17 protein-coding genes are annotated in these 17,634 nt (G+C 67.4%); 12 read left to right on the forward strand and 5 right to left on the reverse strand.

The annotated features are described in order from the left end of the window. Positions 1 to 67 precede the first annotated feature (67 nt). A complete protein-coding gene (gene lpxO, locus C7416_RS11175) occupies positions 68 to 970 on the forward strand; it encodes a lipid A hydroxylase LpxO (protein WP_092308330.1) in 903 nt (300 codons plus the stop codon). 168 nt (positions 971 to 1,138) lie between these two features. Continuing rightward, positions 1,139 to 1,396, forward strand: a complete 258-nt coding sequence (locus tag C7416_RS11180) for a putative hemolysin (RefSeq protein ID WP_111519012.1) — start codon at positions 1,139 to 1,141, stop codon at positions 1,394 to 1,396. A 23-nt stretch (positions 1,397 to 1,419) separates the two neighbouring features. On the opposite strand, the gene C7416_RS11185 is transcribed toward C7416_RS11180, so the two are convergent. Together C7416_RS11185 and C7416_RS11190 are read right to left on the reverse strand one after the other, a co-directional pair. Next, positions 1,420 to 2,934 (reverse strand): sensor domain-containing diguanylate cyclase, encoded by a 1,515-nt coding sequence (locus tag C7416_RS11185; protein ID WP_181461201.1) that lies wholly within the window; start codon positions 2,932 to 2,934, stop codon positions 1,420 to 1,422. Positions 2,935 to 3,111: 177 nt separating this feature from the next. Continuing rightward, positions 3,112 to 4,548, reverse strand: a complete 1,437-nt coding sequence (locus C7416_RS11190) for an aminotransferase-like domain-containing protein (RefSeq protein ID WP_111519014.1) — start codon at positions 4,546 to 4,548, stop codon at positions 3,112 to 3,114. Positions 4,549 to 4,723: 175 nt separating this feature from the next. Here C7416_RS11190 and C7416_RS11195 point away from each other — a divergent pair, with 175 nt between their 5' ends. Both C7416_RS11195 and C7416_RS11200 read left to right on the forward strand, forming a co-directional pair. Next, positions 4,724 to 5,095, forward strand: a complete 372-nt coding sequence (locus C7416_RS11195) for a hypothetical protein (protein ID WP_111519015.1) — start codon at positions 4,724 to 4,726, stop codon at positions 5,093 to 5,095. A gap of 67 nt (positions 5,096 to 5,162) precedes the next feature. Continuing rightward, a complete protein-coding gene (locus C7416_RS11200) occupies positions 5,163 to 6,788 on the forward strand; it encodes an NAD(P)/FAD-dependent oxidoreductase (protein WP_111519016.1) in 1,626 nt (541 codons plus the stop codon). Here the strand turns inward: C7416_RS11200 and C7416_RS11205 are convergent. Continuing rightward, positions 6,785 to 8,077 carry a TIGR03862 family flavoprotein gene (locus C7416_RS11205; RefSeq protein WP_111519017.1) on the reverse strand — a complete coding sequence of 431 codons (1,293 nt, stop codon included), beginning with the start codon at positions 8,075 to 8,077 and terminating at the stop codon, positions 6,785 to 6,787. The genes C7416_RS11200 and C7416_RS11205 overlap by 4 nt on opposite strands. Before the next feature lie 90 nt (positions 8,078 to 8,167). Between C7416_RS11205 and C7416_RS11210 the strand changes: the two genes are divergently transcribed. Then, positions 8,168 to 8,767, forward strand: coding sequence for a DUF1415 domain-containing protein (locus C7416_RS11210; protein WP_111519070.1), 600 nt, complete (start codon positions 8,168 to 8,170; stop codon positions 8,765 to 8,767). Here C7416_RS11210 and C7416_RS11215 read toward each other — a convergent pair whose 3' ends face one another. Continuing rightward, the gene (locus C7416_RS11215; protein WP_111519018.1) at positions 8,768 to 9,610 is read right to left on the reverse strand and encodes a class I SAM-dependent methyltransferase; all 843 of its coding nucleotides are present in this window, start codon (positions 9,608 to 9,610) and stop codon (positions 8,768 to 8,770) included. Positions 9,611 to 9,794: 184 nt separating this feature from the next. On the opposite strand from C7416_RS11215, the gene C7416_RS11220 reads away from it, so the two are divergent. After that, positions 9,795 to 11,408, forward strand: a complete 1,614-nt coding sequence (locus C7416_RS11220) for a DUF342 domain-containing protein (RefSeq protein ID WP_111519019.1) — start codon at positions 9,795 to 9,797, stop codon at positions 11,406 to 11,408. A 266-nt stretch (positions 11,409 to 11,674) separates the two neighbouring features. On the opposite strand, the gene C7416_RS11225 is transcribed toward C7416_RS11220, so the two are convergent. Further along, positions 11,675 to 12,787 carry a CapA family protein gene (locus C7416_RS11225; RefSeq protein ID WP_240988149.1) on the reverse strand — a complete coding sequence of 371 codons (1,113 nt, stop codon included), beginning with the start codon at positions 12,785 to 12,787 and terminating at the stop codon, positions 11,675 to 11,677. A gap of 224 nt (positions 12,788 to 13,011) precedes the next feature. Here C7416_RS11225 and C7416_RS11230 point away from each other — a divergent pair, with 224 nt between their 5' ends. From C7416_RS11230 to C7416_RS11250, 6 genes are all read left to right on the forward strand, one after another. Then, entirely contained in the window at positions 13,012 to 14,400 is a 1,389-nt protein-coding gene (locus tag C7416_RS11230) for an FAD-binding oxidoreductase (protein ID WP_111519020.1), read from the forward strand. A gap of 126 nt (positions 14,401 to 14,526) precedes the next feature. Continuing rightward, positions 14,527 to 15,444, forward strand: coding sequence for a polyphosphate kinase 2 (gene ppk2, locus C7416_RS11235; RefSeq protein ID WP_111519021.1), 918 nt, complete (start codon positions 14,527 to 14,529; stop codon positions 15,442 to 15,444). Positions 15,445 to 15,512: 68 nt separating this feature from the next. Next, positions 15,513 to 15,770, forward strand: coding sequence for a hypothetical protein (locus C7416_RS11240; RefSeq protein ID WP_082818856.1), 258 nt, complete (start codon positions 15,513 to 15,515; stop codon positions 15,768 to 15,770). A gap of 428 nt (positions 15,771 to 16,198) precedes the next feature. After that, complete coding sequence (locus C7416_RS11245; protein ID WP_146604260.1) at positions 16,199 to 16,729, forward strand: hypothetical protein; 531 nt, start codon at positions 16,199 to 16,201, stop codon at positions 16,727 to 16,729. Positions 16,730 to 16,792: 63 nt separating this feature from the next. After that, positions 16,793 to 17,065: a hypothetical protein gene (locus tag C7416_RS28885; protein ID WP_146604261.1), complete on the forward strand. Its 273-nt coding sequence runs from the start codon at positions 16,793 to 16,795 to the stop codon at positions 17,063 to 17,065. Positions 17,066 to 17,090: 25 nt separating this feature from the next. After that, positions 17,091 to 17,558, forward strand: coding sequence for a hypothetical protein (locus C7416_RS11250; RefSeq protein WP_111519023.1), 468 nt, complete (start codon positions 17,091 to 17,093; stop codon positions 17,556 to 17,558). Positions 17,559 to 17,634 lie beyond the last annotated feature (76 nt).

Genomic DNA, 17,634 nt, shown 5'->3' on the forward strand with positions numbered 1-17,634 from the left:
TAAAATACGGGTTTTCGCCCAGCCGGGCCGCGCCATGCGGCGGAGACGGCTGACCAGGAGGATTTCGGTGATCAAGTGGATAATCGTCGCGGGCTACCTCGGTGCCATCCTGTATGTGCACTTCCGCGGCAAGGTGCGCCTGCGCCTGTGGCGCCAACTGCTGGACCATTCGGCCCTGGTGGCCCCGATCAACTGCTTCATGTACGCGTTCTCGGGCGTGCCGCGCACCCCGTACATCCCGGTCGACAATTTCCCCGACCTGGAAAAGCTGCGCGCCGCCTGGCCGGAGATCCGCGATGAAGGCCTGGCATTGGCGGCGATGCGCAAGATCAAGGCCGCCGACAAGAACGACGACGCCGGCTTCAATTCCTTCTTCAAGTACGGCTGGAAGCGCTTCTACCTGAAGTGGTACGAGGCCCAGCATCCGTCGGCCGAACAGTTGTGCCCCAAGACCGTGGCGCTGCTGCGCGAGCTGCCCACGGTCAAGGCGGCGATGTTCGCCGAGCTGCCACCCGGTGGCAAGCTCAATCCGCACCGCGACCCGTTTGCCGGCTCGCTGCGCTATCACCTGGGGCTGGCCACGCCGAACGACGACCGCTGCTTTATCGAGGTCGACGGCGAGCGCCACAGCTGGCGCGACGGCGAGGGCGTGGTGTTCGACGAGACCTACCTGCACTGGGCCGAGAACCGCAGCGACGCCAACCGGCTGATCCTGTTCTGCGATATCGAGCGCCCGATGCGCTATGGCTGGGCCGCGAAATTCAACCACTGGATGGGCCGCAAGGTCATGACCGCGGCCAGCTCGCCCAACGACGAGCACGACCAGACCGGCATGATCAACCGCCTGTTCCGCTTCGTCTGGCTGGGCGGCCAGTATCGCCGCCGCTTCAAGGCCTGGAACCGCCAGCTCTACTACGTGGCCAAGTTCGGCCTGATCGTGCTGGGCGTGGGTTTGATCGTCTACCTGTAAGCAGCAAAAACCGATGGTTTGCTCCCCTCTCCCGCTTGCGGGAGAGGGGCCGGGGGAGAGGGCAGGCACTGGCATACCGGCTGCCCCTCTTCGTTGATACTCCGGCCCTCTCCCCAACCCTCTCCCGCAAGCGGGAGAGGGAGCACACAATGCCTCGCGGAGGTCCCGATGCGCACCCGTATTGCAGTGTTGCTGGCCCTCGCTACCGCTGCGGCCGCCGCCTGCACCACCACGCCCGCCGAGCGCCCCGCCAGCACCGGCGCCGCCATCGGCATGGCCAACCCCGCCTCGGTCAACTGCGCGCAGCGCGGCGGCAAGCTGCAGATCGTGTCGACGCCGGCGGGCCAGACCGGCATCTGCACTTTCCCGTCGGGCAAGCAGTGCGAGGAATGGGCGCTGATGCGCGGCGAGTGCACGCCGGGCTGAGGCAGTCCTGAAGCGCCCGGTCCTTAGTCGCGGCGGCGTTCGTTGGCGAGCGCGGCGTAGTGGTCGCGCTTGGCCTGGTACATGCGGCTGTCGGCCAGCTTGACGATATCGCCGAGGCGTTCGCCTGACTGGCAGGTGGCGTGGCCGATGGAGAAGCTGAGCCGCGTGCCGGGGTAGAACTGGTTGTTCAGCTCGACCACCTTGTCGATCTGCTCGACCACGGTGGCGGCGCCGCGCTCGTCGCGCCCGGGCAGCAGCACCATGAATTCGTCGCCGCCGGTGCGCGCCACGCAGGCCTGATCGCCCACCGCTTTCTTCAGCACCTCGCCGGTGCGCCGCAGCAGGCTGTCGCCGTCGGCGTGGCCGAACTGGTCGTTGACCACCTTGAGCCCGTTCAGGTCGACCGCCACCACGCTGACCGGCCACGGGCCCTTGCGGCCCAGCCGCGCCAGTTCGTCCTCATAGTAGGCGCGGTTGTAGAGCTTGGTCAGCACGTCATGCTTGCCAAGGAACTCGACATAGGCCTCGGCTTTCTTGCGCGCCGTGATATCGGTCAGCGACACCAGCACCTGGTCCCAGTCCGCCTCCCGCCCGGGAAATACCGACCACTGCATGAACACGTCGACGGCGCGGCCATCGAGCGCGTAGTTGATGACCTCGCGCTGCTGCCACAGCCGGCCATGCCACAGGTCGATCAGCTGCTCGGCAAAATGCACGCGCATGTCGTCGCGGAACACGTCGCCGAGCCGCGACAGCAGCGTCGCCTTGCTGTCGGCGCCGAACATCAGCAGAGTCTGCTGGTTGACGTCGAGCACGCGGATTTCCTGCATGCAGCGCGAGACAAAGTCGGGATGGACGTTGAGGAAGGTGCGGAAGTCGGTAATGCCGGCGGCGCGCACCTCGTCGATCAGCACCTTGACCGCGCTGAAGTCCTCGACCCACAGCGACACCGGCGAATGCTCGAACAGGCCCAGCGCATACTGCTCGCTGCGGCGCAGTTCGCGCTCGGTGCGCAGGCGCAGGGTAATGTCCTTGATCGACAGCAGCACGCGCTCCCAGGTCTGTTCGTGGCCGGGCATCACCGTGGCCTCCAGCTGGATGTCGAGCCGCGTGCCGTCCAGCGCGTAGTTGACGGTCTGGCTGGCAAAGCCGTTGGCGCCGTCCCATAGCTGGCCCAGTTCTTCGACATGCTGCTCGAACATGTCGTCGCGAAACACGGTGTCGAGGTTGGCCACCAGGTCGTCGAGGTCGGCCGCGCGGAACAGCTCCAGCGTGCGCCGGTTCACCGCGATCACGCGGATCAGCGCGGAACACTGCGCCACCCGCCGCGGATCGTCGCGCAGGTGCGCGCGCAGGTCGGTGATGCCCTGCTGCCGCCATTGCGCGAAGCACTCGCGCACAGCGCTGAAGTCTTCCAGCCACAGCGACACCGGCGCCAGCTGGAACAGGGCCTGGTAATCGTCGGGAAGGGTTTGGGCAGGGTCGCCGCTACCCTGGCCGGCGGCGGATGGCGCCACGGATGTACTGGTCAAGGTCATTCTCCTTGTTCTTGTCGTGGAGGTGCGCGGCGCCCGGGGACAACCGATGCGATCAGGGCTTCCGGGGACCAGCCGGGCGGGCGCGTGCACACCAGCGCACTAGGATAGGCGAGGCGCCGGCAAAAAGGGAGGGTTGTTGCAAATCGGCGTGGGAAGCGGCGCTACTCTCCGCATCGCTCAGCCCGCCAGCCGCTGCACGATCGCGGCGAGCGTGCCGAGCGCGCGCTCGATCTGTGCCGAGCGTGGCGCGCCGCAGTTGATGCGCAGGCAGTGGTCGAAGCGCCCGGCGTTGGAGAACATCACGCCCGGCATCACGCGGATGCCGGCCTGCAGGGCCTGGTCGAACACCGCCTCGGACGACACCTGCGCGGGCAGCTCCACCCACAGGTGCATGCCGCCGCGCGGCGCGCCCAGCCGCGTGCCGGCGGGAAAACCGGCGGCGATGGCCTGCGTGAACCATTCGCGCTGCGCGCGCAGCCGCGCGCGCAGCCGGCGCAGGTGGCGGTCATGCGCGCCCGATGCCAGGAACTCGGCCGCGGCCATCTGCGACAGCATCTCGTTGGGCCGCGACAGCCCGAACTTCAGCATCTCGACACGCGCCTGCCATTTGCCCGCGGCGATCCAGCCCAGCCGCATGCCGGGCGCCAGCACCTTGTGCAGCGACGCGCAGTGGATCACGTTGCCGCTGCCGTCCCAGGCCTTGGCCGCGGCCGGCGGCGCGTCGCTGTCGGCGGTGGCGGAAAAGCAGTCGTCCTCGATCAGCGCGATGCCGCGCGCCTCGCACCATTGCACCAGCCGCGCCTTGTGTGCGTCGGGCATGATGCAGCCGAGCGGATTCTGCAGGTTCGGCACCACCGCGACCGCGCGGATGTTGTCGTAGTGCTGCGCCGCCAGCTCCAGCGCCTCGAGCGAGATGCCGGTCTGCGGGCTGCACGGGATCTCCAGCGCGCGCATCCCCAGGCTTTCTAGGATCTGCAGCAGGCCGTAGTAGGTGGGAGACTCCACCGCGATCACATCGCCCGGGCCCGCCACCGCGCGCAGCGCCAGGTTTAGCGCCTCGGTGCAGCCGTTGGTGATGACGATCTGCTCCGGAGCCAGCTGCACGCGGTTGTGCAGCGCCTGCCGTGCGATCGCGGCGCGCAGCGGCTGGTAGCCGTCGGGCTCGACGCCCTCGCCGAACAGCTGCGGATGCCGGCGCAGCGCGCGCGCCGCCGCACTGCGCAGGGCCTCGGTCGGGTACAGCGCGGGCGCGCAGTAGGCGCCGCCCAGGTTGGTGTGCACGTGCTCGTGCTGGCCGCGCGCGAGCAGGCCGGAAATGCGCTGGTGGATGCCGACGTACTGGGCCGGGTCGGGCAGCGCGGCGGCGGGCTCGGACAACGCCGCCAGCGCTGCGCGCCGCGGCGCGGCCACGAAGTAGCCCGAGCGCGGCCGCGCTTCGAGCAAGCCGTCGCTTTCCAGTTGCCGGCAGGCCTGCAGCGCCGTCGACAGGCTCACGCCATGCAGCGCCATCAGCGCCCGCACCGACGGCATGCGGTCGCCGGCGGCGAGCGTGCCGGAGTCGATGGCGCGGCGGTAATGGCCGGCAAGCTGGCGATAGAGCGGGGTGGTTTCCATGGCGGCATGGTGGCGTGGCGGGCCGCATCGGTACAGATACAGAGGCGGGGGCGCTGTATCGTAACAGGCCGGAATCCCGGTTGCTGTTCCGGTCGCGGCGCTACGGCCGTGTGCCTGTCGCGCGCGCGAGGCGGCCGATAGGCTGGAGTCCTGTGCCAGCTACCGGAGTCCTGCCATGCCAAGCGATCTCGACTACACCCCGACCCTGTTGCCGCTGCCCGCCGGCCAGGCCCTGCGGGTGCACGTGGCGGCCGGCACCGTGCTGCACGCCGCCACCGGCGAGATGGTGCTGGCCGGGCCGATGCAATGGCTCGCCGGCCGCTGCCACATGCCGCAACAGCGCCTGCGCGCGGGCGACACCTGGATCGTGCCAGCGCGCGGCTGGCTGACGGTGTCGGCGATCCGGGGCGGCACCTTGTCGGTCACGGTGCCGCCGGGTTGGCTGGCACGGTTGCGGGCGCGGCTGGCGCTGCCCTGGCACCATGCGCGACCGGCCGCCCGGCCGGCTCCGCTGCGGATTCCCGACCCGGCGCGCCAAAGGCGATAAAATTGCGCTCCGGCCGGCCTGGCACATTGGTGTGCCCAACCCCCCGGCCGCAGTTCCCGGGTTCCCCATGCTACGTCTAAGTGAAGTCAAACTCCCGCTCGACCATACCGAAAGCGACCTCGACGCCGCCGTGCGCGCCGGTGCCGCGCAGATCGGTGTCAAGGGAGACGGCCTGATCGGCTATACCGTATTCCGCCGTGCCCACGATGCGCGCAAGCGCTCGGATATCAAGCTGACCTACATCATCGATATCGAGGTGCGCGACGAGGCCGCGGCCATTCGCCGCATGGCCGGCAAGCCGAACTGGAGCGTGACGCCCGACATGGAGTACCACTTCGTCGCGCGCGCGCCGCAGGGCGGCCCGCACCCGCGCCCGGTGGTGATCGGCATGGGCCCGTGCGGCCTGTTGGCCGGGCTGATCCTGGCGCAGTCCGGCTTCCGCCCCATCATCCTGGAGCGTGGCAAGGAAGTGCGCGAGCGCACCAAGGATACCTTCGGCCTGTGGCGCAAGAGCGTGCTCAATCCCGAGTCGAACGTGCAGTTCGGCGAAGGCGGCGCAGGGACTTTCTCTGACGGCAAGCTGTACAGCCAGATCAAGGACCCCAAGCACTATGGCCGCAAGGTGCTGAACGAGTTCGTGCGCGCCGGCGCGCCGGAAGACATCCTGTTCAAGGCACGCCCGCATATCGGCACCTTCCGTCTGGTGAGCATGGTCGAGAAGATGCGCGCCGAGATCATCGAGCTGGGCGGAGAGATCCGCTTCGAGACCCGCGTCGACGACATCGATATCGACGGCGGCCGCGTGCGCGGGCTGAAGCTGTCCAACGGCGAGTATCTCGAGGCCGACCACGTCATCATGGCGGTGGGCCACAGCGCGCGCGATACCTTCCAGATGCTGCACGAGCGCGGCGTGTTCATGGAGGCCAAGCCGTTCTCGCTGGGCTTCCGCATCGAACATCCGCAGGGGCTGATCAACCGCAGCCGCTTCGGCAAGTTCGCCGGCAACAAGCTGCTGGGCGCGGCCGACTACAAGGTGGTGCACCACTGCAGCAATGGCCGTTCGGTGTACAGCTTCTGCATGTGCCCGGGCGGCACCGTGGTGGCGGCGGCATCGGAGCCGGGCCGCGTGGTGACCAACGGCATGAGCCAGTACAAGCGCGCCGAGCGCAACGCCAATGCCGGCATCGTGGTCGGCATCACGCCGGAAGACTACCCGGGCGGCCCGCTCGCCGGCATCGAGTTCCAGCGCAAGTGGGAAGAACGCGCGTTCGAGCTGGGCGGCCGCAACTACAACGCGCCGGGCCAGCTGGTCGGCGACTTTATCGCCGGCCGCGCGTCGACCTCGCTGGGCTCGGTGGAGCCTTCCTACAAGCCGGGCGTGACCCCGACCGACCTGAGCACGTCGCTGCCCGACTACGTGATCGAGGCGATCCGCGAAGGCATTCCCGAGATCGACAAGAAGCTGCCCGGCTTCGCGCTGCACGACGCGGTGCTGACCGGGGTCGAGACACGTACCTCGTCGCCGCTGCGCATCCGCCGCAACAACGACGACTACCAGAGCATCAACGTCAAGGGCCTGTACCCGGCGGGCGAGGGCGCTGGCTATGCCGGCGGCATCTATTCCGCGGCGATCGATGGCATCGAAGTGGCCGAGGCGGTGGCGCTGAGCATCGTTGGCGGCAGGGCTGCCTAAGCCTGTTGCTGCAGATAAGCCGCGGCCCCCAGCGCCGCGGTGCGGCCGCTGGCGAAGCAGGCCGTCAGCAGGTAACCGCCGGTCGGCGCTTCCCAGTCCAGCATCTCGCCCGCGCAGAACACGCCGGGCAGGGCGCGCAGCATCAGGCTGGCATCCATCGCTTCGAAGCGTACGCCGCCGGCGCTGCTGATGACCTCGTCGATCGGGCGCGGGCGCAGCACGCGCAACGGCAGCGCCTTCAGTGACACGGCCAGCGTGCCGGGATCGAGCATGGCCTCGCGCGACAGGCATTCGCGCAGCAGGCCGGCCTTGACGCCGGTGATGCCGAGGCGGCTCTGCAGGTGGCTGGACAGCGAACGCGAGCCGCGCGGATGCTCGACCTGCGCGCTGACCTGTTCGGCGCTGTGCGACGGCAGCAGGTCGAGGTGGATGGTGGCCTCGCCATCGGCCTCGATGCGGTCGCGGATCGGTGCTGACAGTGCGTAGACCAGGCTGCCTTCGATGCCGTCGCGGCTGATCACGAATTCGCCCTGGCGGTAGTGCGCGTGTCCGTCACGGTCATTCAGTGCGATTGCCACCGGCTTGACCGGCGCGCCGGCAAAGCGCGCGGCAAAGTCCTCGCTCCATGCCACGTCGAACCCGCAGTTTGCCGGACGCAGCGGCGCGATCTCGACGCCGCGCTCGGCCAGGCGCGGTACCCATGCGCCATCCGAGCCCAGTCTTGCCCAGCTGGCGCCGCCCAGCGCCAGCACCACGGCGCGTGCGCGCACGACGGTGTCGCCGTGCGGTGTGGCAAAGCGCAGCGCATGCCGGGCGCCGTCATCGCCGTCTCCATCGTCCCAGCCCAGCCAGCGATGCCGCATATGGAACTGCACGCCGGACTCGCGCAGCCGGTGCAGCCACGCGCGCAGCATTGGCGCGGCCTTCATGTCGGTCGGGAAGACGCGGCCGGAGCTGCCGACGAAGGTCTCGATGCCCAGCCCATGGACCCAGTCGCGCAGCGCCTGCGCGCCGAAATCCGCCAGCATTGGCGCGAGTTGCCCGGTGCGCGCGCCGTAGCGGCCCAGGAAGGCCGGCTCCGGCTCGGCATGGGTCAGGTTCATGCCGCCCTTGCCGGCCATCAGGAACTTGCGGCCGACCGACGGCATGGCGTCATAGACAGCGACGCTGTTGCCCTGCGCCGCGAGCACTTCGGCCGCCATCAGCCCGGCCGGGCCGCCGCCGATGACGGCGACGTCGGGAGTGGCATGGGTGGCATGGTCACGGGCGGGCGTGGCGGTAGAGGGCATCGGCTGGGCTCGGCAGGGCAGGGGTGTTTCCGCCGCGGATTATAGAGCCTGCGGCAGCGCTAGAATGACGGTTTGCCGCACCTTGCCATCATGTCTTCCGCCACGCACTCCGCCAGCCAGCCCGACGATGCCGTCATTGCCGCCACCCGCCATTGGCTGGAACGCGCGGTGATCGGGCTCAACCTGTGCCCGTTCGCCAAGAGCGTGTATGTGAAGGAGCAGGTGCGCTATGTGGTCAGCCCCGTCACCGAGGCACCCGATGTGATGGATGACTTGGAGCGCGAACTGCGCCTGCTGGCCGATGCCGACCCCGCGCAGATCGACACCACCCTGCTGATCCTGCCGCACGCGGTGGCGGATTTCCTCGACTTCAACGACCTGCTGTACTTCGCCGAGCGCCTGCTCGCCAGCCTGGGGCTGGAAGGCACGCTGCAGATCGCCAGCTTCCATCCGCACTACCAGTTTGCCGGGACCGAGCCTGACGATATCGAGAACTACACCAACCGCGCGCCGTACCCCATCCTGCATTTGCTGCGCGAAGATTCGATTGCGCGCGCGGCGGCGGCTTTCCCCGATGCGGCGGACATCTACGAGCGCAACCAGGCGGTCATGCGCCGCCTTGGCCACGAGGGCTGGCGGCGCTGGATGGCGGGCGAGGATGAGCCAGGGGCCGAGCTCCCGAAGGCGTAGTTACCCCACCGCCACCGGCGCGGTGAAGAAGCGCTCGCGCAGCTCTTCCAGTCCCAGCCGCCCCAGCACCTCTTCCAGCCGCTCGGCCGGGCGGCGGCGCGGCAGGTCCTTGTACTGCGCGATGATCAGTTCGTTCTTCATCGAGTGTTCCCAGCCCACCAGCTCGGTCACGCTGACCTGGTAGCCGTGCGCCTCCAGCTGCAGGCAGCGCAGCACGTTGGTCACCTGGCTGCCGAACTCGCGCGTATGCAGCGGATGGCGCCAGATCTCGGTCAGCGGATTGCCCGCCAGCAGCTTGCCCTTGTGCTTGCGCAGCACGCTCGCCACCTCGGCCTGGCAGCAGGGCACCAGCACGATGTGCTGCGCGCGCTTGGCCAGCGCGAAGCGGATGGCGTCGTCGGTGGCGGTATTGCACGCATGCAGCGCGGTGACCACGTCGACGGTGGGCGGCAGCTGCGGCGAGGTGATCGAGTCCGCCACCGACAGGTTCAGGAACGACATCCCGGGAAAGCCCAGCCGCGCCGCGAGCGCCTGCGAGGTCTTCACCAGTTCTTCACGGGTCTCGATGCCGTAGATGTGCGAGTCGTCCTGCAGTGCCTTGAAGAACAGGTCGTACAGGATGAAGCCCAGGTATGACTTGCCGGCACCGTGGTCGACCAGCGTGACGCGGCCGCGCGCGGCCTTGACCTCCTGCAGCAGCGGTTCGATGAACTGGAACAGGTGGTAGACCTGCTTGAGCTTGCGCCGGCTGTCCTGGTTCATCTTGCCGTCGCGCGTCAGGATATGGAGTTCCTTGAGCAGCTCGATGGACTGGCCGGGGCGGATTTCGTGGGTATTTGACATGAGGACTGCACAGGCGGCGGGGCGCGGCGCGCCCCGGAATGGCGACAGTTTACCGAAAAGTCGCCCGGTACCCGCCGCGGCACCGTCGTGGGCTAAAGTTCCAGGCGCGCCTGCCGTTGGTGATGTATCGATAACAAGCAGAGCGCCGGCAGCCGCCGTCGCCGCCAGACGATTCAGGGGACGCATGACGCATGAATCGGGACTGCGCCTGGAGCTTGCCGAGCCGGGCGAACAGGTGCATGCACGCTACACGCCGCAGCCGGGCCGGCTGCCGCCGGACCCAGCCACGCTGCAGCAGTGCCTGGAGGGACTGGGCTGGTCCGGCGCGCGGCTGGATGCGCGCGCGGTGGCGCAGTTCCTGGCGCAATGCCAGCGCGCCGAGCACGAGATCGATGCCACCATCGGCGCGCTGATCGATGGCGCGTTCGAGCTCGACATCACTGCCGACGGCCTGGCCGTGCGGCTGACGCTGATGCCGCCGGAGGGCGGCCGGCCGGTGAGCGCGGACGAGATCCGCCGCGCCGTGGCGGAGCGCGGCGTGGTGGCGCCGATCCAGGCGCTCGCATTGGACGCCGCACTGGCCGAAGGCGGCTGCGAATTGCGCACCATCGCCGCCGGGATTGCGCCGCGGCAGGGTGAGCCAGCGCGCTTCATCAACCTGCTGGAGCCGCGCAAGCCGGCGCACAGCGACGACGATGCCGGCAAGGTCGACCTGCGCGAGCTGGGCAACCTGCTGCTGGTCAGCCCCGGCACGCCGCTGATGCGCCGCATTGCGGCGGTGCCGGGCCATGCCGGCGTCGACGTGTTCGGCAAGCCGATTGCCGCCGACGCGGTCGACGACCCGCCGTTTGCCGAGGGCCTGACCGGCGCGGCAGCGGATGCGGACGACCCCGGGCTGCTGCGCGCGGTGATTGCCGGATCGCCGGTGGTCGGCGTCTACGGCATCGCCGTCAGTCCGGTGGTGCAGGTCGAATCGGTGGACCTGCACTCCGGCAACGTGGCCTTCGACGGCACGCTGCGCGTGTCGGGCGACATCCGCACCGGCATGTCGGTCAATGTCACCGGCGACGTGGTGGTCGAAGGCACCATCGAAGCCGCCAGCGTCGAGGCCGGCGGCAACGTCATCGTCAAGGGCGGCATTATCGGCAAGTCCGAAAGTGCCCATGCCGAAGGCGGCATCAGCCGCGCCAGCGTGCGCTGCAAGGGCGCGGTGAAGGCACGCTTCATCGAGAATGCAGTGGTCGAGGCCGGCACCGAAGTCACCGTCGACAGCGGCATCCGCCAGAGCGATGTCGCCGCGGGCCAGCGTATCGTGGTGGGCGGCACCGGCGTGCAGGGCAGCATCAGCGGCGGCCGCAGCCGCGCCTTGCTGGCGGTGCGCGCCGCGGTGCTGGGCGCGCCGGCCGGCACCGCCACCAGCATCCAGGTGGGCCTCAATCCCTATGCCGACGCGCAGCGCGCCGCGCTCGAGGCCGAGCGCCGGCGCATGCTGGAGGAGCAGAACAAGGTCAGGCAGCTGGTGGACTTCTTTGCCAAGCACCCCGAGCGTGCCGTCGGCGACCTGCGTGAAAAGGCGCGCGCGACACTGTTCAAGCTGTCGCGCGACCTGTTCGAGCTGGAGGCGCGCCTGACCGAGCTGGGACAACAGATGCAGCCCGCCGCCGATGCCGTCATCGACGCCCCGCGTCGCATCCATGGCGGGGTCACGCTGCAGGTGGGCAGCCGCGTGCTCAAAGTGATGGAAGACAAGCCCGGCGGCCAGATCCGGCTGCTCGACGACCGCATCACCGTCGGCTGAAACGCGCGCCTTCTCGATCCCGCTTTGATCCGCGGGGATTTGTACTATCCTGCAGGTATGTCCTGGGGTGCCGCAGGATGGGCGATCGAGCTAGTGTTGGGCAATGAATGCAGAAGCGGATCAGCACTCTGTGGAAGCGTTACACCGAACCGACACACGTGGCACTTGAATGAACGGGAAGGCCAGCCATCGCGCTGGCCTTTCTGTTTTTGCGCCGGCCATTTCATACGGCAAGTACCGGAATCGTGGCAGGGCTGGCTTGCGGCTCATGCCGCCCACAGCCGCAACTCGTGCAGTCCGCTGCGCGCCACGCGTGTGCCAAGCGCGCTTCCCTGTGCTTCGAACATGGCTTGCAGCCAGGCCATGTCGACTTCGCGCGCATACGCCAGCCGGAAGTGGCTGCGCCGCAAGGGCACCAGCCGCAGGTCCGCGCTGCCGCCGCCATCGAAGCTGACGAATGCCATCAGCGCCAGGTCCGGGCGGTAGCTATCGTATCCGCCAATGCCCTCGTAATCGTTGATGAAATCGCCGCAGCCGTACAGGATCGGCTTGCCGGCATGCAGCTCGATGCCGAGCGGATGGTGCGACGAATGCCCGTGCACGATATCGACGCCGGCGTGTTCGACCAGCGCGCGGGCGAAGGCGCGCTGCGCGGGATCGATGTGGTAGCCCCAGTTCGGGCCCCAGTGGATCGACAGCACCATCACATCGTCGGGGCGCCGCAGCTGATGGGCCAGCGCGGCAATGCGTTGCTGCGAGGCCGCGGACCAGTCGTCCAGCAGGTTTACGCCCGAGTGCCCGGCGGTAGCGCGCCACGCCGCCGGCGTGCCGGCGTTGGTCATGGCGAAGGCAAGCACCACCACGCGGCCACCGCCGGGCCGGGGCAGCACCGCTGCGCCTGCCGCGCTGGCCTCGTCGGGACCGGCGCCGGCGTGCGCGATGTGCGCGCCGTCCAGCGCGTCGAGCGTATCGGCCAGGCCTGCGCGGCCCCAGTCCAGCACATGATTGTTGGCCAGGACCGCGCAGTCGATGCCGGCGGCCTGCAGGCAATCGACGTTGCGCGGATGCATGCGGTAGTGCACGGACTTGCCGGGCCAGGCATCGTCGCTGGTGGTGATGGCGGTTTCCAGGTTGACGATGCGCGGCTGCGCGGCGCGGCTTGCCAGTTCCGCCAGCGCATCGCCCCACGGATAGTCCGGCCCCGCGGGGCGCGCGATCGGGCCGGCCTTGCGTTCCGCCAGTCGCACGTAGTCGAGCGCGGAATGCACATACGATTCATGCAGCAGCGGCTGGCTGGGATACGCCAGGATCTGGTCGATGCCGCGACCGGTCATCACGTCGCCGCACAGGAACAGGGGAGGTTGGCTGGCAGGGTCCATCGTGCAGGTGCACGGCGCGAGGGCACCGTGCTGCCGTGCCTCCATGATAGGCCGCGCGGCCATGGCAGGACTTGCCCCACCCGCGCAATGCGCCGCGCACAGCGCGCATTTACATTCCCCCGGTGCCTGCCTTAAATGATGGAATCATCGGTCCTCGTGGCCATTTTTTTGCTCGTGACGCCGCGTGTTGTCCGATGTTTCCAACCAGCATCGGGAGGCAGATCATGGCCCAGCCATCGCAGGAACATATTGAGGCACTCAAAGCGCAGCTGCGCGGACGCTTGCTGCAGCCGGGCGACGAGGGCTATGACGACGCGCGCCGGATCTGGAACGCGATGATCGATCGCCACCCGCAGTGGATCGTGCAGGCCGCGGGCGCGGCCGACGTTGCGGCGGCGGTGAACTTCGCGCGCGAGCACGGCGTGCTGCTGTCGGTACGCGGCGGTGGCCACAACATCGGCGGGCTGGCGATCTGCGAGGGCGGCATGGTGCTGGATCTGTCGACGATGCGCTCGGTGCGCATCGATCCCCACGCGCAACGCGCGTGGGTAGAACCGGGCGCCACGCTGCGCGACTTCGACCACGAAGCCCAGGCGCAAGGCCTGGCCACGCCGCTCGGCATCAACTCCACCACCGGCGTGGCCGGGCTGACGCTGGGCGGCGGTTTCGGCTGGCTCAGCCGCAAGTTCGGCACCACGGTCGACAACCTGGTGTCGGCGCAGGTCGTCACCGCCGACGGCAAGCTGGTGCGCGCCAGCGGCGACGAGAACGCCGACCTGTTCTGGGCGCTGCGCGGCGGCGGCGGCAACTTCGGCGTGGTGACGATGTTCGAGTTCCGCCTGCATCCGGTCGGGCCGCAGGTCTATGGCGGACTGATCGTCTATCCGCTGGAGCAGGCCGGCAGCGTGCTGCCGGCCTATCGCGAGCTGTACGAATCGATGCCCGATGAGCTGACCGTTTGGGTGGTGCTGCGCCAGGCGCCGCCGCTGCCGTTCCTGCCGCCCGAGGCGCACGGCAAGCCGGTGGCGGCGCTGGCGATCTGCTATATCGGTCCGCCGGAGCAGGGGCCGCAACTGGTCGAGCCGCTGCGCCAGCTTGGCACCCCGTATGGCGAGCACCTGGGGCCGATGCCGCTTACCGCGTGGCAGCAGGCCTTCGATCCGCTGCTGACGCCGGGCGCGCGCAACTACTGGAAGTCGCACAACTTCGCGGGCCTCGACGACGGGCTGATCGCGATGCTGATCGAGCAGATCGGCAAGCTGCCGTCGCCGCAATGCGAGGTCTTTATCGGCGCGATGGGCGGGCAGACCAACCGCGTCGCGCCCGACGCAACCGCCTATGCCAACCGCGACGCCAAGTTCATCATGAATCTGCACGGGCGCTGGGACAGCCCCGCGGACGACGACCGCTGCATCGGCTGGGCGCGCGAGGTGTTCCGCGCGGCCGCGCCGTACGCACTGGGCAGCGTCTATGTCAACTTCCTCACGCAGGAGGAGGTCGACCGCGTCGGCGCCGCCTATGGGCCGAACTACGAGCGGCTGGTGGAAGTGAAGCGGCGCTACGATCCCGACAACCTGTTCCGCCATAACCACAACATCAATCCCGCGGGCTGAAAGGCGTATCACGTGGCGGGCCGCAGGGGCAGGGGGGCAGGGCATCCTGCCCCGCCTTCACGCGGCTGCAATACGGCCATGCCAGCATCGCCGCGACCGCGTTGTATCCACAGGGAGAGCAAGCAGATGAGACCGGGTGAAGCAGAGCTGGTGCGGCGCATCCACAACGAGGTGGCCGACTATTACGACGAAGAGATCGAACTGGAACTGGACGACCGCGAGGCCAGCGAGGCCTTCGGCGATCCCGTGCACCTGGACGACCAGGCCGAGCAGGACAGCCGCCGGAAATACTTCCGCGAGCTGTTCCGGCTGCAGGGCGAACTGGTGCGGCTGCAAAGCTGGGTCGCCGCCACCGGGCACAAGGTCGTGATCCTGTTCGAGGGACGCGACGCCGCCGGCAAGGGCGGCGTGATCAAGCGCATCACCCAGCGGCTGAACCCGCGCGTCTGCCGCGTTGCCGCACTGCCCGCGCCCAACGACCGCGAACGCACCCAGTGGTACTTCCAGCGCTACGTCGCGCACCTGCCCGCCGCCGGCGAGATCGTGCTGTTCGATCGCAGCTGGTACAACCGCGCCGGCGTCGAGCGCGTGATGGGGTTCTGTACCGACGACCAGTACGAAGAATTCTTCCGCTCGGTGCCCGAGTTCGAAAAGATGCTGGTGCGCTCCGGCATCCAGGTGATCAAGTACTGGTTCTCGATCACGCATGACGAGCAGCGCCTGCGCTTCCTCAGCCGGATCCACGACCCGCTCAAGCAGTGGAAGCTCAGCCCGATGGACCTGGAATCGCAGCGCCGCTGGGAAGACTACACGCGCGCCAAGGAGATCATGCTCGAGCGCACCCACATCGCCGAGGCGCCGTGGTGGGTGGTGCAGGCCGACGACAAGAAGCGCGCGCGGCTGAACTGCATCCATCACTTGCTGAGCCTGGTGCCATATGCCGAAGTGGAGACCCCCACGGTGGTGCTGCCCGGCCGCGAGCGCCACGAGGACTACGTGCGCCAGCCGGTGCCGAAGGAAATGATCGTGCCGGAGGTGTACTGAGCGATGCCCGGCGCCTAGGGTATCCACGGGGTGCGCCATCGGCCCCATGTCGGGACCCGGTACCTATAATGAAAACGGCCACCCCGACATCCGCGGCGGCCGTGATCGTGGAACTGCTAGCTTTCTGGGCGGCCATGCTTGCCGCCTATCTCCTGATGAAGCGTGCCGGCTGCTTCAGCCAGCCGGTGCTCTATCCCGATCTGGATCACCCCTTCCGCTACTGGTGGGCGCAACGGCTGGGGCGCCAGCCAGTGGCATTGCCGCTGCCCCCCTGCACACCGCCGTCATCGCAGGACCGCAGGCAACAAAAAACCCGGAGAGCGTGACGCTGTCCGGGTTTGTGCGGGCTGGGCCCTGGGATTCTGGTGGTGCCGAAGAGAGGAATCGAACCCCCGACCTTCTCATTACGAAGCACGGCACCGGTACGCCACGGCGCCGATTCTACTACGGTTCTACTCCGGGTCTACTCCGGCCACCAGCGAATATGGCGCCTACGGTACTGCACCATGCGAAGGGGCCTCTATTACCTACACTGAAACTGTAGCGAGGGCGATGCACATTGGGGCGGGCGAAACCGCCCACTTTTTTTGCCTGCCGGGTCGGCCTGTGCCATCCGCGCCGCAACGGCGCACTGCGAACCCAAGGGCGCACCGTGGCCGCCTATGCCTCGCGGGGCGGCCCGGTCCTTTTGACGGCGCGACATGCCGGACTGATATATTCCCCAGCGGTCAAACTTCGCCAACATAAGAACTACATGGAACACGTACAAGAAAAAGTCTTGATCGGAAAGATGTTGTTGCAGTCGTCCGCGAAGGGGGCGGAAAAGCTCGATGCGTTTTCAGGGTGGATGCTAGGCGCGTACGCGGCAGTGCTGGCCTTCTTGCTGGGCAAGATCGGCGATTTGGCTGACTACTTGAGCGCACCGACGCTTCCCATGCTGGTGCGTCTTTTCCTTGCGGCAATGGTGGCCGCTATCATTGCCAAGTTCGCATCCCTGATACTGAATGCGCTAAGTGGTGGGGGCGAGGCAGGAGAGAAAGCCTTCGCATCCATGAACGGCGTTGACTTCGATATTGAAGCCTTCTTCACCGAACTGGACAAATCCGCATGGGGGTGGAACAGATTGGGCACTCGTTGGGCCGTGAAGCGCCTGCGCCAAGGCGATTTCGCTTGCAGTGGTCGCGTTGCCGTCAAGCTCTTACACGTTCAGTCAGTAGCGACAATGGCGCAATCTATGGTCACGCTTTGGGCGGTGTGGACGCTGTATCGGGGTCTTGTGATTTAGCGGCGCGCCGGGCGCGGGCAAAGTGGGCGCTCTACTGTCCCACGAAAATAACCAAAGATAAGCATGAGCAAGTACGAAGGGTTGTCACGCGTTGCCAAGACGCTGCGGGTACTGGGTGTTATCTGGATGCTGGTTTGCACTGCGGGCGCAGTCATGTTCGCATTGGGCCGCGAGACACGCCCATTGACGCGAGATAAGCAGATCGCGCTTTACGAAAAGCAGGTGGGGCATAGCATCACGGAAGAAATTAGCCAAGGTTCAGGAAAAGCGGGACGAACAGTGGGCCTAGGCATCGGCTGGGCGCTCGGTTGGATCGTTGCCGGCTTTGCGTCTTGAACACCAATATTCCGGGGGAAAGGATATGTGCGAGCCAAATTCGCTGTGTTTCGAGCTATTGAAGGGAGCGCCCGCCGCCGCTGTCGCCCTGGTTATCGGGGCCATTGCCGGGTACGTTGCTTGGCGACAGTACGCAGTCGCAAAGGCGAAATTGAACTTCGATTTGTTCGCCAAGCGTCTTGCGATCTATGACGCAACAATCTTCTTCATCGAAAGGGGCGGCGAAAACCTACACAATCCTGCGCCATACTGCATCAATTTCAACAACGATACGGCGGCAGCAAAATTTCTGTTTGGGCCAGAAGTCGCTACGTACATAGAGAATGTCCGCAAAACCTACTTTGACATGGCGCGGATGCACCAGAATTTGAAGCCCGGCGACCCGGAAGGGGCGGTCAAAGAAATCACCAAGAAGGACGAATGGCTTCGCGCGCAATTGACTGACGCAAAGGCCGTGTTCGGAAAGTATCTCGATTTCTCTAAGTGGCCGTAGCCTGACGCCCGCGTGCGCGACGCACGTGTTCAATGGGCGGGGCGTTCGTCCCTAACAAAAGGGCGACGGCTCACAA

This window comes from Cupriavidus phytorum, from assembly GCF_003254285.1.
Taxonomy (GTDB): Bacteria; Pseudomonadota; Gammaproteobacteria; order Burkholderiales; family Burkholderiaceae; genus Cupriavidus; species Cupriavidus phytorum.

Coding starts and splice junctions, on each gene's coding strand:
- C7416_RS11240 (WP_082818856.1), top strand. CDS start 15,513: ATGAAAACGGCCACCCCGACATCCGCGGCGGCCGTGATCGTGGAACTG.
- C7416_RS11185 (WP_181461201.1), bottom strand. CDS start 2,934: ATGACCTTGACCAGTACATCCGTGGCGCCATCCGCCGCCGGCCAGGGT.
- C7416_RS11220 (WP_111519019.1), top strand. CDS start 9,795: ATGACGCATGAATCGGGACTGCGCCTGGAGCTTGCCGAGCCGGGCGAA.
- C7416_RS11225 (WP_240988149.1), bottom strand. CDS start 12,787: ATGGACCCTGCCAGCCAACCTCCCCTGTTCCTGTGCGGCGACGTGATG.
- ppk2 (WP_111519021.1), top strand. CDS start 14,527: ATGAGACCGGGTGAAGCAGAGCTGGTGCGGCGCATCCACAACGAGGTG.
- C7416_RS11190 (WP_111519014.1), bottom strand. CDS start 4,548: ATGGAAACCACCCCGCTCTATCGCCAGCTTGCCGGCCATTACCGCCGC.
- C7416_RS11215 (WP_111519018.1), bottom strand. CDS start 9,610: ATGTCAAATACCCACGAAATCCGCCCCGGCCAGTCCATCGAGCTGCTC.
- C7416_RS11250 (WP_111519023.1), top strand. CDS start 17,091: ATGTGCGAGCCAAATTCGCTGTGTTTCGAGCTATTGAAGGGAGCGCCC.
- C7416_RS11200 (WP_111519016.1), top strand. CDS start 5,163: ATGCTACGTCTAAGTGAAGTCAAACTCCCGCTCGACCATACCGAAAGC.
- C7416_RS11195 (WP_111519015.1), top strand. CDS start 4,724: ATGCCAAGCGATCTCGACTACACCCCGACCCTGTTGCCGCTGCCCGCC.
- C7416_RS11210 (WP_111519070.1), top strand. CDS start 8,168: ATGTCTTCCGCCACGCACTCCGCCAGCCAGCCCGACGATGCCGTCATT.
- C7416_RS11245 (WP_146604260.1), top strand. CDS start 16,199: ATGGAACACGTACAAGAAAAAGTCTTGATCGGAAAGATGTTGTTGCAG.
- C7416_RS11180 (WP_111519012.1), top strand. CDS start 1,139: ATGCGCACCCGTATTGCAGTGTTGCTGGCCCTCGCTACCGCTGCGGCC.
- C7416_RS28885 (WP_146604261.1), top strand. CDS start 16,793: ATGAGCAAGTACGAAGGGTTGTCACGCGTTGCCAAGACGCTGCGGGTA.
- C7416_RS11205 (WP_111519017.1), bottom strand. CDS start 8,077: ATGCCCTCTACCGCCACGCCCGCCCGTGACCATGCCACCCATGCCACT.
- C7416_RS11230 (WP_111519020.1), top strand. CDS start 13,012: ATGGCCCAGCCATCGCAGGAACATATTGAGGCACTCAAAGCGCAGCTG.